24 protein-coding genes are annotated in these 16,725 nt (G+C 57.5%); 19 read left to right on the top strand and 5 right to left on the bottom strand.

Annotated features, from left to right (window positions below; all coding sequences use genetic code 11):
* Window positions 1-188 precede the first annotated feature (188 nt).
* Window positions 189-974, top strand: a complete 786-nt coding sequence (locus RBB77_RS20230; RefSeq protein ID WP_353063517.1) for a hypothetical protein — start codon at window positions 189-191, stop codon at window positions 972-974.
* 81 nt (window positions 975-1,055) lie between these two features.
* Here the strand turns inward: RBB77_RS20230 and RBB77_RS20225 are convergent, their stop codons facing one another.
* From RBB77_RS20225 to RBB77_RS20215, 3 genes are read right to left on the bottom strand one after another with little or no spacing between them, the layout of a single operon-like run.
* Complete coding sequence (locus RBB77_RS20225; RefSeq protein ID WP_353063516.1) at window positions 1,056-1,637, bottom strand: dihydrofolate reductase family protein; 582 nt, start codon at window positions 1,635-1,637, stop codon at window positions 1,056-1,058.
* Between the two features lie 29 nt (window positions 1,638-1,666).
* Window positions 1,667-2,020 (bottom strand): YciI family protein, encoded by a 354-nt coding sequence (locus RBB77_RS20220; protein WP_353063515.1) that lies wholly within the window; start codon window positions 2,018-2,020, stop codon window positions 1,667-1,669.
* 21 nt (window positions 2,021-2,041) lie between these two features.
* The gene (locus RBB77_RS20215; RefSeq protein ID WP_353067718.1) at window positions 2,042-2,251 is read right to left on the bottom strand and encodes a hypothetical protein; all 210 of its coding nucleotides are present in this window, start codon (window positions 2,249-2,251) and stop codon (window positions 2,042-2,044) included.
* Between RBB77_RS20215 and RBB77_RS20210 the strand changes: the two genes are divergently transcribed.
* From RBB77_RS20210 to RBB77_RS20170, 9 genes are all read left to right on the top strand, one after another.
* Window positions 2,214-3,461, top strand: coding sequence for an RNA polymerase sigma factor (locus tag RBB77_RS20210; RefSeq protein WP_353063514.1), 1,248 nt, complete (start codon window positions 2,214-2,216; stop codon window positions 3,459-3,461). The two genes, RBB77_RS20215 and RBB77_RS20210, sit on opposite strands and share 38 nt — an antisense overlap.
* 98 nt (window positions 3,462-3,559) lie before the next feature.
* Window positions 3,560-3,961 (top strand): YciI family protein, encoded by a 402-nt coding sequence (locus RBB77_RS20205; protein ID WP_353063513.1) that lies wholly within the window; start codon window positions 3,560-3,562, stop codon window positions 3,959-3,961.
* 98 nt (window positions 3,962-4,059) lie between these two features.
* Window positions 4,060-4,542, top strand: coding sequence for a cupin domain-containing protein (locus RBB77_RS20200; RefSeq protein WP_353063512.1), 483 nt, complete (start codon window positions 4,060-4,062; stop codon window positions 4,540-4,542).
* A 325-nt stretch (window positions 4,543-4,867) separates the two neighbouring features.
* Entirely contained in the window at window positions 4,868-5,662 is a 795-nt protein-coding gene (locus RBB77_RS20195; protein ID WP_353063511.1) for a VOC family protein, read from the top strand.
* A gap of 135 nt (window positions 5,663-5,797) precedes the next feature.
* The gene (locus tag RBB77_RS20190; RefSeq protein ID WP_353063510.1) at window positions 5,798-6,358 is read left to right on the top strand and encodes a dihydrofolate reductase family protein; all 561 of its coding nucleotides are present in this window, start codon (window positions 5,798-5,800) and stop codon (window positions 6,356-6,358) included.
* Between the two features lie 119 nt (window positions 6,359-6,477).
* Window positions 6,478-6,864: a DUF6321 domain-containing protein gene (locus tag RBB77_RS20185; RefSeq protein ID WP_353063509.1), complete on the top strand. Its 387-nt coding sequence runs from the start codon at window positions 6,478-6,480 to the stop codon at window positions 6,862-6,864.
* A gap of 122 nt (window positions 6,865-6,986) precedes the next feature.
* On the top strand, window positions 6,987-7,226 hold the full coding sequence (locus RBB77_RS20180) for a MoaD/ThiS family protein (protein ID WP_353063508.1): 240 nt from the start codon (window positions 6,987-6,989) through the stop codon (window positions 7,224-7,226).
* A 138-nt stretch (window positions 7,227-7,364) separates the two neighbouring features.
* Window positions 7,365-7,820 carry a molybdenum cofactor biosynthesis protein MoaE gene (locus RBB77_RS20175; RefSeq protein ID WP_183980953.1) on the top strand — a complete coding sequence of 152 codons (456 nt, stop codon included), beginning with the start codon at window positions 7,365-7,367 and terminating at the stop codon, window positions 7,818-7,820.
* Window positions 7,817-8,875, top strand: a complete 1,059-nt coding sequence (locus RBB77_RS20170) for a VWA domain-containing protein (protein ID WP_353063507.1) — start codon at window positions 7,817-7,819, stop codon at window positions 8,873-8,875. The genes RBB77_RS20175 and RBB77_RS20170 overlap by 4 nt, the downstream gene beginning before the upstream one ends.
* 11 nt (window positions 8,876-8,886) lie before the next feature.
* On the opposite strand, the gene RBB77_RS20165 is transcribed toward RBB77_RS20170, so the two are convergent.
* Window positions 8,887-9,150, bottom strand: a complete 264-nt coding sequence (locus RBB77_RS20165) for a DUF4242 domain-containing protein (RefSeq protein ID WP_353063506.1) — start codon at window positions 9,148-9,150, stop codon at window positions 8,887-8,889.
* A gap of 116 nt (window positions 9,151-9,266) precedes the next feature.
* On the opposite strand from RBB77_RS20165, the gene RBB77_RS20160 reads away from it, so the two are divergent.
* The 4 genes from RBB77_RS20160 to RBB77_RS20145 all read left to right on the top strand — a co-directional run bounded on the left by RBB77_RS20160 (window position 9,267) and on the right by RBB77_RS20145 (window position 11,545).
* Entirely contained in the window at window positions 9,267-10,139 is an 873-nt protein-coding gene (locus RBB77_RS20160; RefSeq protein WP_353067676.1) for an inositol monophosphatase family protein, read from the top strand.
* On the top strand, window positions 10,139-10,645 hold the full coding sequence (locus RBB77_RS20155) for a hypothetical protein (protein ID WP_353063505.1): 507 nt from the start codon (window positions 10,139-10,141) through the stop codon (window positions 10,643-10,645). The genes RBB77_RS20160 and RBB77_RS20155 overlap by 1 nt, the downstream gene beginning before the upstream one ends.
* A gap of 62 nt (window positions 10,646-10,707) precedes the next feature.
* Window positions 10,708-11,166 (top strand): NUDIX domain-containing protein, encoded by a 459-nt coding sequence (locus RBB77_RS20150; RefSeq protein WP_353063504.1) that lies wholly within the window; start codon window positions 10,708-10,710, stop codon window positions 11,164-11,166.
* A 118-nt stretch (window positions 11,167-11,284) separates the two neighbouring features.
* The gene (locus RBB77_RS20145) at window positions 11,285-11,545 is read left to right on the top strand and encodes a 4Fe-4S dicluster domain-containing protein (protein WP_429628672.1); all 261 of its coding nucleotides are present in this window, start codon (window positions 11,285-11,287) and stop codon (window positions 11,543-11,545) included.
* A gap of 94 nt (window positions 11,546-11,639) precedes the next feature.
* Here RBB77_RS20145 and RBB77_RS20140 read toward each other — a convergent pair whose 3' ends face one another.
* The gene (locus tag RBB77_RS20140) at window positions 11,640-12,002 is read right to left on the bottom strand and encodes a hypothetical protein (RefSeq protein WP_353063503.1); all 363 of its coding nucleotides are present in this window, start codon (window positions 12,000-12,002) and stop codon (window positions 11,640-11,642) included.
* A gap of 183 nt (window positions 12,003-12,185) precedes the next feature.
* Between RBB77_RS20140 and RBB77_RS20135 the strand changes: the two genes are divergently transcribed.
* The 5 genes from RBB77_RS20135 to RBB77_RS20115 all read left to right on the top strand — a co-directional run bounded on the left by RBB77_RS20135 (window position 12,186) and on the right by RBB77_RS20115 (window position 16,692).
* A complete protein-coding gene (locus RBB77_RS20135) occupies window positions 12,186-13,010 on the top strand; it encodes an oxidoreductase (RefSeq protein ID WP_353063502.1) in 825 nt (274 codons plus the stop codon).
* Between the two features lie 59 nt (window positions 13,011-13,069).
* Complete coding sequence (gene recO, locus RBB77_RS20130; protein ID WP_353063501.1) at window positions 13,070-13,822, top strand: DNA repair protein RecO; 753 nt, start codon at window positions 13,070-13,072, stop codon at window positions 13,820-13,822.
* A gap of 104 nt (window positions 13,823-13,926) precedes the next feature.
* Complete coding sequence (locus tag RBB77_RS20125) at window positions 13,927-15,003, top strand: hypothetical protein (RefSeq protein WP_353063500.1); 1,077 nt, start codon at window positions 13,927-13,929, stop codon at window positions 15,001-15,003.
* A 191-nt stretch (window positions 15,004-15,194) separates the two neighbouring features.
* Complete coding sequence (locus RBB77_RS20120; protein WP_353063499.1) at window positions 15,195-16,145, top strand: hypothetical protein; 951 nt, start codon at window positions 15,195-15,197, stop codon at window positions 16,143-16,145.
* Between the two features lie 142 nt (window positions 16,146-16,287).
* On the top strand, window positions 16,288-16,692 hold the full coding sequence (locus tag RBB77_RS20115; RefSeq protein WP_353063498.1) for a secondary thiamine-phosphate synthase enzyme YjbQ: 405 nt from the start codon (window positions 16,288-16,290) through the stop codon (window positions 16,690-16,692).
* The last annotated feature ends 33 nt before the right edge of the window (window positions 16,693-16,725 follow it).

The raw sequence follows: 16,725 nt of genomic DNA, 5'->3' as shown, positions 1-16,725 counted from the left end.
AACTGAAACGTTCTGTGCCTCGATCTCACGATCTTGTCGAGCGAGGACGTACGAAGGGTTTCGCGGATAAAGTCTTCAGCAATTCGACGACATAAACGCCTGTGAATTGGAGTATCGATTCTTTCGAGGATTTTGTATGGGTTGTCGATTCTTGCACAACAAACACGTTTGTTCGGAAAGGAGCAGCGATGAACGCATTCAAATGGGTTCTTATTGATTCAACCAAAGGTGCAGCCACGCAGGACGGCTCGAAGCTCTCGCCTGCCGTGCTCAATCAGATTGCCGAGGCAGTCCAAGCCCAGGTCAACCAGGAGTTCGCCGCGGAGTGGGGTGCGCAAGCCACGATACGCGTGGGCACCGCGGATAAGATTCAGCCTGGTGAATGGGCGTATGGTTTTGTATCAACACTTCCAGATGCGCCTGGCGCCAGTGCTTACCATGACATCAATAAAAAGGGCGTCCCCTTTGCCCTTTGCGCTGTGACAACCTGCGGCAGTCTCCTGGGTCCGACCGGCGTGAGCGTGGATGCCTCTCACGAGATTCTCGAAACAGCAGGTGATGAGGGTGCAAACCAGTTTGCCAACGATAACAAGGGTACGATGCACGCGCTGGAGATGTGCGACGCCGTGGAGGTTCAGACATACGGCAAGACCTGCAAGGATGGTACCGTCGTTCAGGTCTCGAATTGGCTGCTTCGAGCGTGGTTTGCTCCTGGAGCGGCGGGCCCCTATGACTACATGAGTTCTGCGAAGCTTGTCGGTGCCGTAGCGCCTGCGGGGCCGCTGCAGACTGCGGCCGGACACGGCGGTAATTATCAGATCATCAGCAAATGGGGCGGCGATAAGCAGGTCTTCGCTGCTGCAAGCCACATCGTAGGTACTCGACGCAAGGGAGACGATCCTAACTGGAGTTCGCGGGCCGCCCGCCGGCTGAAGGAAATAGAGAAGATGGACCAACTCGCACGAGCCTCGTGAGCGGATCCGGCTACTCGCGAAGTATTCGAGCGCGATCACAGCCATCCTGTGGTGAACAAGATTCTGCACACACTGACGGGCTTATCCGGTCTTCAGAGGGCCGGCGACTTTGTAAAGACTGAAGATGATGCCGGACGGCATTGCTTTGATGCTGATGAGTTCGAATGAGCGTGGCGGGGTTCCGTCCGCGAAGATGCGCTTGCCAGTGCCGAGAAGGACTGGATAGACGATCAGCAGAACTTCATCCGCAAGGCCATGTTCGAGCAGCGTCGATGTCAGTGTGGAGCTGCCCCAGAGGATAACGTCCGAGCCGTCCTGCGACTTAATGCGGTGAATGCCCTCGAGGGCGTTCGGTTCAACGCCCTCGAATGGACCCCATGCAAGACTTTCGGGATGGTGGGTAACGACATATTTTTTTGCCGCGTTGAGGCGGTCCGCCATGGGACCGCTCGGCGCCTTTGGCCAGAACCTCGACCAGTTATCGTAGGTGCGACGGCCCAGCAGCAGATCGAAGCTCTCGGGATGCTCCGCGAGGAGTGCGTCCCGGCCAGCGGGAGTCCGATAGGGCGCGGTCCAGTCGCTGTAGGGGAATCCATCGTCATCGGCGGAGTGCTGGATCACGCCGTCCAGCGAGATGTGTTCCATGATTCTGAGTTTTCTCATTTGCGTCTCCGTGTCCTCGGTTGGCGTTTCTATTTTGTTGGTCTTGTGAGGAACTCGCGCACCTCGACCGATGAGCGGCACGCGACGACGGCTTTGCGTCCCCATGCCACGGCCTCGTCCATGTTGGCTGCGTTGAGTATCCAAAATCCACCAATGTGTTCCTTGGTCTCAAGGTATGGTCCATCGGTGATGACCACCCCTCCGCCGGGCTGTTTACGCAGTGATTTCGCGCGGGGCGCCGATTGCAGGCCGCCGGCGAAGAATCTGGCACCGGCAGCCTCCATCTCGTCGTTGAGCGCATAGATATTCCGGACCATCTCTTCGTCCTCTGTGGACCCGTCGTAGCCGTCGGGGTGATGAATAGCAACCAGATATTGCGGCATGTCTTCTCCTGTAATGGTCCTTCAGGCGGGGTTTTCTGCCCGGCCTTCACTATAACGACGAACGGCGAGACCGGAATTCGACAAGCCGTCGGAAAAATCTATTTCCTGGAATTTTGTCTCGTACAAGGCGTCCCCCATGAGCGCATTGGCGAGCCAGTTGTGCTGATTCTGTCCGTTTGCTAGTTTGGCATGCATGCCGCTGAATGCGCCCGAAGATCTGAGCAGGATCATTGAGACTCTTTACCGGTGTGAATCGGGCAGGATTCTGGCTACACTGGTGGGCCTTCTCGGCGATCTTGATCTCGCCGAAGAGGCGATGCACGAGGCCTTTGCCACCGCTTTGGACAGATGGCCACACGACGGCATACCGGAAAAACCGCGCCCCTGGCTGATTTCAGCCGCGCGCTTCAAGGCCATTGACGGAATACGGCGACGGACGCGCTTTGACGGAGTAGAGAAAGATCTTGCGCTGCACCTTGAAGCGCAGATGAACGAAGCACGCATCAACGAAGCGTCGCAGGAAGAGGAGATCGAGGACGATCGACTACGTCTCATCTTCACGTGTTGCCATCCCGCGCTGCCACCGGAGGGACAGATTGCGCTTACACTGCGTGAAGTCTGCGGCCTGCCAACAGAGGAGATTGCCCGGGCGTTTCTCGTTACGCCGGCGACGCTGGCACAACGTATCGTTCGCGCGAAAGCCGTCATCCGCGATAAGGCGATTCCTTACCAAGTGCCCTTGTCGCAAGAGTTATCGGCAAGATTAGGGGCCGTGCTTCAGGTGGTGTACCTGGTCTTCAATGCGGGTTATTCGGCGGTGGCAACGGGAGCCGAGCTGAGCCGCGAGGCGATCCGCCTGGGTAGACTGCTCGTTGACCTCCTTCCGGAACCCGAGGTGATGGGCCTGCTGGGGCTGATGCTGCTGCAGGAGTCGCGTCGCGTTGCGCGAAGCTCTGCGGAGGGAGAACTGATTTTGCTGGAGCAGCAGGATCGGTTGTTGTGGAACAGGGATCAGATCGCGGAGGGCATCTCGCTTACGGCGAACGCTCTTGCATCGCGCCGTTTCGGTACCTACACCCTGCAGGCGGCCATTGCGGCAGTTCACGCTGAGGCTACCTCGACGGCGTCCACGGACTGGCGCCAGATCACGCTGCTCTACGACGGGCTGCTTCGTATTCACCCATCTCCGGTGGTGGAACTGAACCGCGCAGTTGCCGTCGCGATGTGCGAAGGTCCAGAGCAGGGTTTACGTCTCATTGATGGCTTGCTGGCGCGCGAGGAACTCGCCAATTATCACCTCGCGCATTCTGCTCGCGCGGATTTGTGTCGCAGACTGGGACGGCTTTCGGAGGCCCGTGCTTCGTATGAGAGGGCGCTGGCCCTGGCGGGGCAGGAGCCGGAGCGCCGTTTTCTCGCGGGGCGGCTGCAGGAGTTGATTTAGAAGAACTGGCTCTGTCGATTTTCTCTACGCTCGACGACTATAGGGTGAACAATCCAGCGCGCAAGGTTCCGCCGCTAGCCAACAAGAGGAGAGGTCCAATGAAATACATCTGTCTGGGATACTACGAGCCAGCAAAACACGCGAGCATGACCGCGGACGAGCGAAACGCGATGTTCGACGAATGTTTTGTGTATGACGATTATCTGCGCGCCAACGGGCACTTTGTTGGGGGAGAAGCTCTTCAGCCTGAGGAAACTGCGTTGACCGTGTATTGGAAGAAAGGGAAAGTGGCGACGACTGACGGTCCCTATGCGGAGACCAAGGAACAGCTCGGCGGCATTCTCATGCTTGAGGCACGAGACATGAATCATGCCATTCAGCTCATGTCGCAGCATCCGTCACTGAAGTATGGGACGCTATTCGAGATACATCCAACTTTCGATATGAGTGGAATGATTCAGGAGAGCGAGCAGCGACGGGGAAAGGTCGCCGCGCGATGAGGAAAGGCGCGTGGCTTCTCTCACCACGCCTCGTTCGGCTGGGGGATAAGATCACTCATGGTGATTCATAATCTATCTACCGTTTGGAGAGAACTGTGTTGACCGGACTTTTACCGCGAAGTGTTGCCGAGGCAGAAGGACCTGCGTTCTGGTTCCTCAACAATCTGTGCATCGTCAAAGCGACAACGGAGTCAACCGGCGGAGCCTTCTCGATGGTGTATCAGATTGCAGCGCCGGGCCATGCCACTCCCTACCATCTTCATCATGTCGAAGATGAAGCTTTCTATGTGCTGGACGGGGAGTACACGTTTATCTGCGATGGTGTGAAGACGGTCGTCGGACCGGGAGGGTATATGTTTCTGCCACGGGGAATTCCTCACGGAATTCGTGCGAGTGGTTCTGTTCCCGCGACTATGCTGATCCTGGCGACTCCGGGAACTGGGTTCGTCGGAATGATGGAAGAGATGGCAGAGCCTGCTCTAGAGCGGGTCTTGCCGAAGCCGACGAAGCCGGATTTGGAGAAGCTCAATCGCCTTTGTGCCAAGTACCAGATCGATATTCTTGGGCCACTACCGAAGTAGCAACTGCCTCCGTCTCATTCAGATCCTTGCGGTCTCGGTACGTTGCGAGGCCTCTTGCGATTGCTGTCGCAGAATGGCGGCGGGGAGCGCTGGAGTTCCGGTGTCAGGAGGTGGCAGCTGATATCGGGTGTGGCCTTGACCAGGTACCTACCAGTGGGTATGGTGATCTGCAGAATTTCCCGGGCGTAGTTTGTGCTCTTTGGGAGTGAACTTGATTCGGGTTCTTGCGTAGTTCTGAAGACGGTGCTTCGTTGCTGGCTGGGCTCGGCCGGTTTAGCGAAGACCGTAACGGTGACTTCTGTTCGATCAACGAAAGGAGAAGACGATGACGCTTCAAAATGGGAAGGGCGGGCCCTCGAACTTTGTGTGGTATGAGTTGGTGACTTCAGATGCAAAGGCTGCGGAGGCTTTCTATCGCGGCGTGGTGGGATGGGAGGCCGATGTGCAGCCCGGAATTACTCCGGGGGAGCCTTACACGATTCTTAAGGCCGGCAAGGTGCCGGTTGCGGGAATGTTGGCGATGCCGAAGGATTTCTTCGCGAGCGGGAACAAGCCGGGATGGATCGGCTACCTCGGCGTGGACGATGTGGACGAGTACACGAAGCGAGTGCAGGCGGCGGGGGGGAAGGTGCATCGGCCGGTGCGGGAGATTCCGAGCGTTGGACGGTTTTCTGTGGTGGCGGATCCGCAGGGGACGGTGTTTGTGTTGTTTCAGGCGAAGGAAGGGGCGCAGAGGCCGCCGCAGCCGCCGCCCGCAACACCGGGTTTTGCGAACTGGCATGAGCTGCATGCAGTGGATGGGAAGTCGGCGTTCGAGTTTTACTCCGGAATGTTCGGCTGGAAGAAGACCGAGGTGATGGATATGGGGCCGTCGGGGGTGTATCAGATGTTCGCGGCGGATGGTCCTACGATGGGCGGAATGATGACGGCTGAGGATCAGGCGAATCGTCCGGGTTGGATTTATTACTTCAATGTGGACAGCGCGGATGCGGCGGCCGGAAGAGTGAAGGAGAAGGGCGGCAAGGTGTTGATGGGGCCGCATGAGGTTCCGGGCGGGAGTTGGATTGTTCAGGGAATCGATCCGCAGGGGGCTTTGTTTGCGGTGGTTGGGCCTAAGTAATTCCTCAAGGGCTGAGACGAGATTCTCGACCGAAGTTGCTCACCAGGGCGTGAGCAGCTTCGGTCGGCAGTTGCAGAAACAAAGGGGAACGGACAATCGCGGGCAAAGAGGACGGCGGAGATTGAGGAGCGTGGAATGCAGACAGTAATGGTGTTCAACAATGTGTCGCTTGATGGCTACATCGCGGACGATAAGGGTGACATGAGCTTTGCTCGCAATGATGACGCAGAGTGGGATGAGTTTACGCGAGGAAATGCCAAAGGCGGCGGGATGCTTTTGTTTGGAAGGAAGACGTATGACCTGATGGTGGGCTTCTGGCCGACGCCCGTCGCGGCCGCGATGATGCCTGAGGTCGCGGAGAGGATGAATGGCGCGAAGAAGGTCGTGTTTTCGAAGTCAATGGAGAAGGCGGAGTGGAAGAATACGACGCTGGTGAAGAGCGATCCGGTGGAAGCGGTGAGGAAGATGAAGGCGGAAGCCGGGGAAGGGATCGTGATCTTCGGGAGTGGGACGATTGTTGCACAACTGGCGGGAGCGGGGCTGATTGATGAGTATCAGATTGCAGTGATCCCGGTTGCACTGGGTGGCGGCAGGACGATGTTCGAGGGGTTGAAGGAGAAGCAGCGGCTGAAGCTGACGAAGCATCGCGTGTTTGGCAATGGGAGCGTGTTGCTGAACTATGAGCCGGTGCGGTAACTGCGGATTTTGTGTGATGCAGATGGTGCGCGGTCGCCGTTGAGGGTATGAATACGATTCGAAGTTGAGAGCCACCCGTGAAGATTGTGGGTGGCTCTTATGCTTTGAGGTAATTTTTTATGGCAACGATGAAGAAGAGTGTGGCGAAGAAGGGTGCGCCGAAGACGACGGCGACGAAGTCGATGCCTGCGAAGGGGCGGGATCCTGAAGGTGGACTGACTGCGGCTGGACGGGAGTTTTATAAGAAGACTGAGGGGGCGAATCTGAAGCCCGGAGTGAAGGGGAATGCGGATACTCCGGAGAAGATGCGAAGGAAGGGATCGTTTCTGACGCGGCACTTTACGCATCCGCGTGGGCCGATGGTGAAGGATGGACAGCCGACGCGGCTGGCGTTGAGCGCGCATGCGTGGGGTGAGGCGGTTCCGAAGACTGAGGCTGCGGCGAAGAAGCTGGCGGTTAAGGGGAGAAAGCTGTTGGAGAGGTATCAGGCGGCGAAAGAATCGTAGGTTAGGCGGTCGCCCTGGGAGGTGATCGCTGCTGGAAGAGCGAAGTTGCTCGCTGGGGCGGTGATGTTGAGCTTGTGGTGACGTCAAAGACTCGTGCTCGCGTATTCTGATGGGATATGCGGGTGCGAGTTCTTTATTTTGGTGTGCTAAAGGATGCTTTTGGCCGGGGTGATGAGGAGATGGTGTTGGCGGAGGGAGCTTCGGTGGCGGATTTGATTACTGCTTGTCGAGGGCGTTATGCAGGGGCGGGGAAGATTTGGGATTCGATGGCTGTGGCGGTAAATCAGGAGTATGCGCGGGCAGAGATGGTGTTGGGGGAGGGAGATGAAGTGGCTTTGTTGCCCCCGGTCAGTGGTGGCTGAGTTGGTGGAACTGGAAGATAGGCATCGGCAACAACAGATCCCCCTTCGGGGCTGACAACAAGAAATACAAAGGCAAAAGCAAAGGTAAGAGCAAAAGCAAGGGTAGTGGCGACAGTGAGGTTTGGGAGACGGAAGTCGATGCGGGTTGAGATTACGGATGAGGTGATTGCGGCAGAGGAGATCGTCGCGGAGATTAAGGCCGGCGAAGATGGTGCGGTGTGTGTGTTCGACGGGATCGTGCGGAATAATACCCGGGGAAGGAAGACGCTTTATCTGGACTATGAAGCGTACCGGGAGATGGCGCTGGAGAAGATGCGTGGGCTGGCGGACGAGGCGGTGGAGCGGTTCGGCGTGAGGGAGGTGGCACTGGTGCATCGGCTGGGCCGGCTGGTGGTGGGGGAGACGAGTGTGCTGATTGTGGTGGCTTCGGCGCATCGTGGCGCGGCGTTTGAGGCTTGCCGGTGGCTGATCGATACGTTGAAGAAGACGGTGCCGATATGGAAGAAGGAACAGTTTGTGGATGGGGCTATCTGGGCGGATGGAGAGCCGTTTCCTGATGAGATTGCGGTTGCTGGGCCGGAGAGACAGGGATGAAGTGGTCGGGGCTCGTGTTAGGTGCGGGGCTGCTGTTTGTGCGGGGGGATCTGCTTGCGCAGGCTCCGGTGGTGCGGGAACCTCCTCCTGTGGATGGAGCGCAGGCTCCGAAGGATCCGGACGATGTGGTGAGTCCGCCGGTGGTTGTGACGCAGACGGGCGGTAAGACGAATGGCTCGCAGAGCGGATCTCCTACGGGTGGATTTCCGACGATCAAGGTTGAGACGCGGTTGGTGAATGTGGCGTTGAACGTGGTCGATGCGAAGGGTTCGCCGGTGGGTGGGCTGGGAAGGGATGACTTCGAGATTCTAGAGGATGGGAAGCCGCAGAAGATCGCGGTGTTTGAGAAGGAGGCTACGACGCCGCTGTCGATTGTGCTTGCCATTGATGCGAGCGAGACCGTGTTGAGCAGTGAGCGGCTGGAGAAGGAGGCGGCGAAGCACTTTGTGCGAGCGCTGCTGCGGGAGCAGGATGAGTTGGATCTGATGGAGTTCGCGGATGTGGTGCGAGAGATTGTGCCGTTTACGAATCAGCCGAAGAGGATTGAGGCTGGGCTGAATCAGATTCAGCATGGGGATGCTACGGCGTTGTATGACGCGATCTATCTGGCGTCGGACAGGCTGGCGGGGACCTCGGCTGCGAATGGGCGGCGGCGGGTGATTGTGCTGATCACCGATGGCGGGGATACGGTGAAGGGGGCGCGGTATACGCAGGCGCTGGAGCAGGCGCAGAGGGCGGGTGCGATGGTGTACTCGATCATTATTGTGCCGATCTATGCGGATGCGGGGAGGAATGAAGGCGGGGAGCATGCGTTGATTCAGATGGCGGAGGATACGGGTGGGAAGTACTACTATGTCGTGGATCCGAAGGACCTGGAGCCGGCGTTTGCGCATGTGTCGGATGACTTGAGGACGCAGTATTTGTTGGGGTACTATGCGCCGCGGCGAGGAGCGGATAATTCTTTCCGGCAGATCAAGGTGCGGATGGCCGATGCGGAGCTGAAGGGGAAGTATGACCTTCGCTACAGGTCGGGGTATTACGCGGATGCGCGGTGACAGTTATGCGGTCATGCCGGGGCGATGGTGTTCTGGATGAGGGTGATCGTGTTCGCGGGGAAGCCGCCTTCGAAGGCGTTGCGGCGGATTACCTCTTCGTCGGGTGCGATGTAGATGCAGTAGATCTTGTCGGCGGTGACGAAGGAGGTGATCCACTGGACTTCTGGGTCCATGCCGCGAAGGGTGCGGCAGGAGCTCGAGGAGATGGCGAGGAGTTGCTCGGGGGTGAGTTGGCCGGCGTCGGGAATGTCGCGTTCGATGAGGAATTTCGGCATGTCTTGACCTCGGTGTGAGTTCAGCGAGCGGAGTTTCGAGGCAGGCTGGGCCGGGCGCAGGATACTCTGGTGGAACGATAGCACTGGAGACAGTTGCGGTCGATGGGAGGGTTACGGTGAAGAAGTTTGAGTTTGCGCATATTGCCGAGGGGATTGCACGGCAGGCGGGGGCGTTGCTGCGTGGTTTTTATGCGAAGGGTGTGGCGACCGAGTACAAAGGCGATGTGGACCTGGTGACAGAGGCCGACCGGGCGAGCGAGCAGTTGATTGTGGAGAAGCTGAAGGCGGCGTTTCCGACGCATGGAGTGTATGGCGAAGAGGGGACGCGTAGTGGGTTGGAGAGCGAGTATCGGTGGTATGTCGATCCGCTGGATGGGACGACGAACTTTGCGCATGGGTTTCCGGCGTTTTGCGTGGTGCTGGGGCTGGAGAAGCGTTCGGCGGGGCTTGCGCCTGATGCGGATGGGGAGATGGCTGCGGGTGTGATCTACGATCCACTGCGGGATGAGATGTTTTCGGCGGAGCGGGGGAAGGGCGCGTGGCTGAATGGGCGGAAGATCCATGTGTCGAAGACGGCTTCGCTGCAGGAGTCGCTGACGGCCACTGGCTTTCCGAGTAAGAAGCGGCACGAGAGCCCGAATATTCACTTCTATAACGAGATTACGTTGCGGTCGCATGGGGTGAGGAGGGCGGGGAGCGCGGCGTTGGATATGGCTTATGTGGCAGCGGGGCGGCTGGACGGATTTTGGGAGTTCAATCTGAATCCGTGGGATACTTCGGCGGGATATCTGCTGGTGGAAGAGGCTGGGGGGACGGTGACTCACTTTGATGGAGGGAAGTTCACGCTGGATAGCCGCGAGACTCTTGTCACGAATGGGTTGATTAAGAAGGAGATTGTGCATCTGTTTACGGAGATGTTTGCGGGGCGGGAGTTGACGGCGATTCCTTCGGCGGCGGAGTTTGCGGCGAAACGGATGGCGGCGGAATAATGGGATTGATGGATGCTCCGGAGTATAAGTCTCGACCATCCATTTTCTTCAAGTTGCGTATGTTCTGGCTCAAGGGGGAACTCTGGCAACAGCTGATTGTTGTTCTCAGTTTGGCTATTTTTACTCAGCTACTTGGTTATGGATGCGGCAGAGCTATCGATTGCAAGCCCGGCCAGCAGGATGGTCAATGCGGATTGGGCACCTCTATGGGATTGCTTGTCGGCTTTTTTGCGGCGTGTGGAATCGTGGTTTTTGGAGTCGCCGGAACTGTACTCAAAAAAATATCAGCTAAACGGGAAAAAACAGGGAGAAGGCCAATTGCAGTTGGCAAAATTCTCGGCGTTGGCCTTGGCCTGATCTTGTTCTATGTGGGGTCGCCTACGCTTTTTCAGTATCGAGCATATTTAGCCGCTGGGAATTCTAGCGCTGTCGTGCTCAGCGCGGTCGAGGTTGTGGCAGGGTGTTGGCTTATCTTGCGCGCATTTTTCAAGCGCTCACTATCTTGATTCACTTTGCAGCGGAAAAAATTTAGTTTCAATAGCCGTGGCGATTGAGGGTGCGAGGTAAGGTGCGGAAGAGGCGGACGGCTCGGGTGATGTTGTTTGATGAGGCTGGAGATGTTTTGCTGATTCGTTTTGTGGTGCCGCGGGACGGTGGGGAGTTTGTCTTCTGGGCTTTGCCGGGTGGTGAGATTGAAGGGGGCGAGACGGAGCCTGAGGCGGCGGTGCGCGAGGTGAAGGAGGAGCTTGGGCTGGAGGTTCGCGTCGAGGGGCCGGTCTATTGCGATCGCAATCAGTTTCTTCATCAGGGGGAGATGCAGGACAATACGGATTTTCTTTTTTGGGCGAAGTGTCGGCGCGAGGAGCCTCAACTGATGGGAGTTACAGCCGATGAGAGGGAGATCATGCGGGAGATTCGGTGGTGGAGCGAAGAGGAGATTGCGTCGTCTCGGGAGACGATCTTTCCGGAGAACCTGGCGGAGCGGATGCGGGAGCAGATTCGTCGAAGTGAGTTAAATAAGGGCTAAAGCGGTCGTAGTTGCATTGAGGAGCGAGTTGCGGATGAGTGCGGTTGTGCTGCTAAAATCTAGGAACGAGCATATTTTTGCGCGACGAATTTAGACGGGAATAAGGGAGATTTTTGAGATGGCTTATGTGATTGCGGAACCGTGCATCGGGACGAAGGATTCGGCTTGCGTGGATGCCTGCCCGGTGGATTGTATCCATCCGAAGAAGGATGAGTCTGGGTTCGGCGAGTCTGAGCAGCTGTTTATCGATCCCGTAGAGTGCATCGATTGCGGCGCGTGCGTGCCGGTGTGCCCTGTGTCGGCGATCTATGCGGGGGATGATCTGCCGGAGAAGTGGGCGGAGTATCAGACCAAGAATGCGGCTCACTACGGGCGGTAAATTTCGTTTGGTGATTCGAAAAGAGACGCGTGGCCTTCGGGCTGCGCGTCTCTTTTTGTATGCGGTCTGGTTCAGTTGAAGATGAGACCACCGCTCATCTTGTGATGGTGTCGATGACCAGGCCGTGGGAGCCGTTTCTTGCGTAGTCCTTTCCAGTGACCGTGACGTGCTCACCGGCGTAGGGGAGGAGCTTCGGGTTCTGCGATGCCGAGGGTGTGGCGCTGTCGATCGGCAGGTAGATGGTTCCATCATCCTGCAGGATGACAAGAGGAGAGCCATTTTTGGCGCAGCCTTTCGCGCAGGCTACTCCGAGGGGTTTGCTGAGGCCCTTGGTGTACGCACATGCCGAGTCGATGACCCAGCCGGTGACTTTGATGTTTGTCCCGGGTTCTTCTGCCATTGCGATTAGGGAGACCGTCATTGCGGCTGCGATAAAGAGTCGTTTTGTTTTGTTCACGCTTATCCTCCGGAAGTGTTGCGGGCGGCAGAGGGGTTTGCTCGCCGAACGCAATGCTACACCTTGCATGGCTGGAAGAGAGCTATTTTGCGCTTATTTGGAAACCTCAATCGATCGATTGAATCCATTAGAGTGCCAGGTTTTCGTCTGGAAGATGTGGATTCGTTCATCTAGAAAGGTTATATGTCGAAGGTTTGGTTGATTACGGGAAGTTCTCGTGGGCTTGGACGGGCATTTGTGGAAGCGGTGCTTGAAGCGGGCGATCGCGTGGTAGCGACGGCACGGAATCCGGCGCAGCTTTCGGATTTAGTAGAGAAGTATGGGGAGCGGGTTCGTGCGGTGTCTCTGGATGTGACGAGCGAGGCGCAGGCGAAGGGCGCTGTGGATGCGGCGATTGAGAGCTTTGGAGGGTTGGACGTGCTCGTGAATAACGCGGGCTATGGGAATGTTGCGCCCGTGGAAGATACGACGCTTGCGGAGTTTCGTGCGCAGATTGAGACCAATCTCTTTGGTGTGATCATTATGACGAAGGCGGTAATTCCTTATTTTCGCGAGCGTAGAGCGGGCCATATTGTTCAGGTGACTTCTATCGCAGGGCGGCTGGGGCCGGTGGGACGTGCTCCTTACGCTGCTGCGAAGTTTGGAGTTGAGGGTTTCTCGGAGTCGTTGGCGAAAGAGCTTGGCCCCATTGGGGTGAAGGTGACGATTGTTGAGCCGGGTGGGTTTCGTACGGATTTTGCGGGCTCGTCGACTGAGCTTCGGGAAGGGCGCGCGGAGTATGACTCGAGCGTGGGAGCGACGGTGCGATTTCAGCGGAACTACAACGGGAAGCAGCCGGGTGATCCGGCGAAGGCGGCTGCGGCTCTTTTGAAGCTTGTGTCGATGCCGGAGCCTCCTCTGCGGCTTTTGCTTGGGAGCGATTGCTACGGGGCCGCGGAGAAGAGCGCTCTGGCGACGATGGAGTCCGATAGGAAGTGGAAGGATCTTAGTGTCTCGACAGACTTTTAGTGGCTTGTCTGAGTAGATGCATCGGTCAGGCGGGTTAGCGGTGGAATAGTCTGGTAGGGATGATTGAGCGGCAGGGAGAGGCGATCGTGTTGCGGGTGTGGCCGTTCCAGGAGGCGGACCTGCTGGTGAGCCTGTTTACGCGAGAGCAGGGCAGAGTAAAGGGCGTGGCTCGGCATGCGATGCGGTCGCGTAGGCGGTTTGGCGGGGCGCTGGAGCCGATGACCCATGTGAGGGCGACCTATGCCGAGAGGCCGAAACAGGAGTTGATGCGGCTGGATGCGTTTGAGATTTTGAGTTCTCCGCTTTCGCGACCGATTGATTATGCGCGTACGGCGGCGCTGCAGTTTGTGGCGGAGGTGGTGGAGGAGGCGCTGCCGGAACAGGCTCCTGAGGATGCGGTGTTTCGGCTGGTGCTGGCGGTACTCGACCAGATACAGGTGGGTAAGGTGTGGTTGCCGGTGACTTATTTTTCGCTGTGGATGAGCCGTTTGATGGGGTGGATGCCGGAGTTGGGACGGTGCGTGGTGTGTGGGTTGGTGCTGGATCCGAGACACGGGGGCGGGGAGACGGTTTGGTATTCGGCTACGAGCGATGGAGTGACTTGTGCGGATGACCGGCGGGGTGGGAGTGTGGCGCTGTCAGCGGATTCGGTGGGGGAGGCGGTGAGGATATTTCGCGGGACGGTGGGGGAGTTGGCGAAGGAGGATTGGCCAAAGTCGCGTGCCGCGGATTTGAGGAGGTTTGCAGTGGAGACGCTAGAGCGGCATCTGGAGCGGCGTCTGGTGAGTGCGCGGGCGCTGGGTAGAGCTTAGAGTTCTTTGCGCGTGGCGTGAATGTCACTCGATTGATTAGGTGTGTTGTTCAACCTTTTGGTGGATGTCGGAGGTGTTTGGTGTGAGCTAGACTTGGCTTCCTCATGGGCTCAACCAGATTTGCTGCGCCGAGTTCGTCTCGACGGTCGCTAGAGGTCTCTCTGGCCGCGCTGATTGCTGTGGGGGTACTGCTGATTTTCTGGAGTCAACAGCGTTACCCTGCGTTGTTGAAGAAGCTTCATGCTGGCGCGGCGATCAAGGTGGCCGGGCCGATCTCGTTCGATGCGTTGCTGAAGGTGACGCCTGCGATGCCGGCGCCCACGAGAGTGATGCGGACCAGCGTGAACTGGCTATATACGAATCGGTTTGGGATGTACTTTGCGCTGCCGTTTGGAGCGGCGATGATGACGCTGCTGGCAGGTGTGGGAACGCCGCCTAGACGATTTTCTTCGGCGGCAGGGAATGTGTTGTGTGGAGCGGTGGCTGGCGCGCCGATGGGAGTGTGTACGAACTGCGCTACCCCTGTGGCTCAGAGTCTGTTGTTGGCGGGAGCGAGCACGCGGCTGACGGTGGCGGCGATGATCAGTTCGCCGAGCTTCAATCCGGTGGTGGTGGCGATGGTGTTTGTTCTCTTTCCACTGCCGCTGTCGGCGATGCGGATCGTGGCTCCGACGTTGTTGCTGGTTGCTCTGCCGTGGGTGGTGCGTGAGAACGAGCTGACGGTAAAGAGCTTTGGGGTTTCGTCGGGCGCGGAGGGTCTGGGCGCGCGGTTGATTGCGTTTTGCGGAACATATTTGCGGAATCTCTTGCGATTGACGGTGTTGACCTTGCCCTGGATGCTGCTGGCGGCGGTGGTGGGGGCGACGGCGGCTGAGATGATTCCTGCTTATGGGACGCATGTGCCGGTGTCTTTCGTGGGAGTGGTTCTGGTTGCGCTCCTCGGAACGCTGCTGCCGGTGCCTATGGCGCTTGATGTTGCCTTGGCTTACGTGCTTTATCACGCGGGCGTGCCGACGCCGTATGTCGCAGCGATGCTGTGCACGCTGGGGCCGGTGAGTGTCTATTCGTTGAGTGCTTTGGGGAAGGAACTGGGCTGGGCGACGAGCCTGCGGTTGGGTGGAGCAGTCGCGTTGCTGGGTTGCATAGCCGGGTTTGTGATGATGCGATGGCCGGTTTCGTGAATTTGTGCCGCGTCGAGATTATGGGTGCTGCTGCGTCGAAGTTTGATTTGAAGCAGACCGAACAAAAATCATGATGTCGTTTGGCATCTATCGTTTGGCAATTCGCTAAGGGATGTCTTATGAAAATGTGCTAAAGTCACAGGTCCCGGGCCCCCACTTATTCATGATGCACTCTGTGCGAAGGGGGAAGCATGTCCATCACACGCAAACGCCGTTTTTCGATTTTCATTTGCGCGGTAACCGCTATCGCAATCTTTGCGTTTTGCGTGCCCATCGTTGGACATGCCGCCGATAAGCCCCCTTACCTGACGGCTACAGCCGCTGAGGTGCAGGCGCAGATTGGGCTGTCGCGAAAGTTAGGTGAGATGGATGGCGATATTTATTATTTCAAGCCGGCGGGCGCGGGAACGGGGACCGGTCAGATATTTCGAGTATCGAGCAAAGACCAAACCAAGTTTGCTTTCGTTGGCACGATTATCAGCAACCAGTACATGATTTCGACTGCGGAGAAGAGCAACTTTTTCGCGGTGGTTACGGATACGCCTCCAAGCGCGCTTACGGGTGACACGTCTGTTGTGCCAATCGGTTCGGCTCGGCCCGCGAATGTAACACCGACCCCAGTGCCGCCGACGGGCGCAGCTGATGCGGGCAAAGGTGTGGTTTCAGGGAAGGCGTCCTGGGGCGATGGGCACATTCCCGTTGTTCACTTCAATCAGGATCCTCACTTTCATGATGATGTGGTTGCGTGGCGAAAGGGGCATATCGAGATCAGTCGTGATGGCAGCAAGTTTGCCGATCTGGGTTATAGCGGCGGCGGTTATGGGGAAGGGGCTGCTACGAAGGGAATGAAGATGACCATGAATGAGATCGTCGGAGGGGTGAGCAACGGGCGCAAGGCGAATGTCACCAGTTTCGGGTGGGAGATAACGACGATCAAAGGAGGACGGAACACCTCTGTCGATACTGCAGCGTCGATGAATGGGATTTACCAGAAAAGTCCTTATGGGCTTGAAGGAGAATCTGTGGCTGCGACGGAGTTATTCAAGCAGCAGGTGGATCCGACGTTTACTTATCCCGGATATGACAAACTGCGACAAGCCGCTGGTCTTGAGCCTCACCCGAATGAGCCTCCTCCGCAGTGAAGTGCGTCGAGGGTAGAGCTGGACGTGCAAAATTCATGACATGGCGTTCTCTTCAGTACGCACGGGCTGACTCAGCACTTAATCTCTTTATTAGCTCCGGGACGTTTGGAGACAACAGAGGCGAGAGATATTGAAGCAGTCAGTGCATAGTCTTGAAATTTCGACGCGTGGGCAGAGATTGTATGAAATTACGTCGGCTGTCAGCGAATGGGTGAGGCAGCAGAGGATGCAGACCGGTCTGCTGACGCTCTTCTGCCGGCATACGTCAGCATCACTGTTGATCCAGGAGAATGCTGATCCGACTGTGCGGAGCGACATCGAAGCGTATTTCGATCGTATCGCGCCTGAAGGTGGGCCTTACAGGCACGACTCCGAAGGGAGTGATGATATGCCAGCGCATCTGAAGACGGCACTGACTCAGGTGCAGCTATCGATACCGGTGATAGAGGGCGGGCTCGCGCTTGGGACTTGGCAGGGCATCTACCTTTTTGAGCATCGAGTCCGCCCTCATAGACGGGAGATTGTGTTGCACCTGATTGGGGAATAGGTGCGTTCTTTCCACTCAGGATGGGATAGCGAA

The sequence above is a fragment of the Tunturibacter psychrotolerans genome (assembly GCF_040359615.1).
Taxonomy (GTDB): Bacteria; Acidobacteriota; Terriglobia; order Terriglobales; family Acidobacteriaceae; genus Edaphobacter; species Edaphobacter psychrotolerans.
The sequence above is the reverse complement of the archived record's forward strand: the minus strand, read 5'-3'. Positions and strand labels throughout refer to the sequence as shown.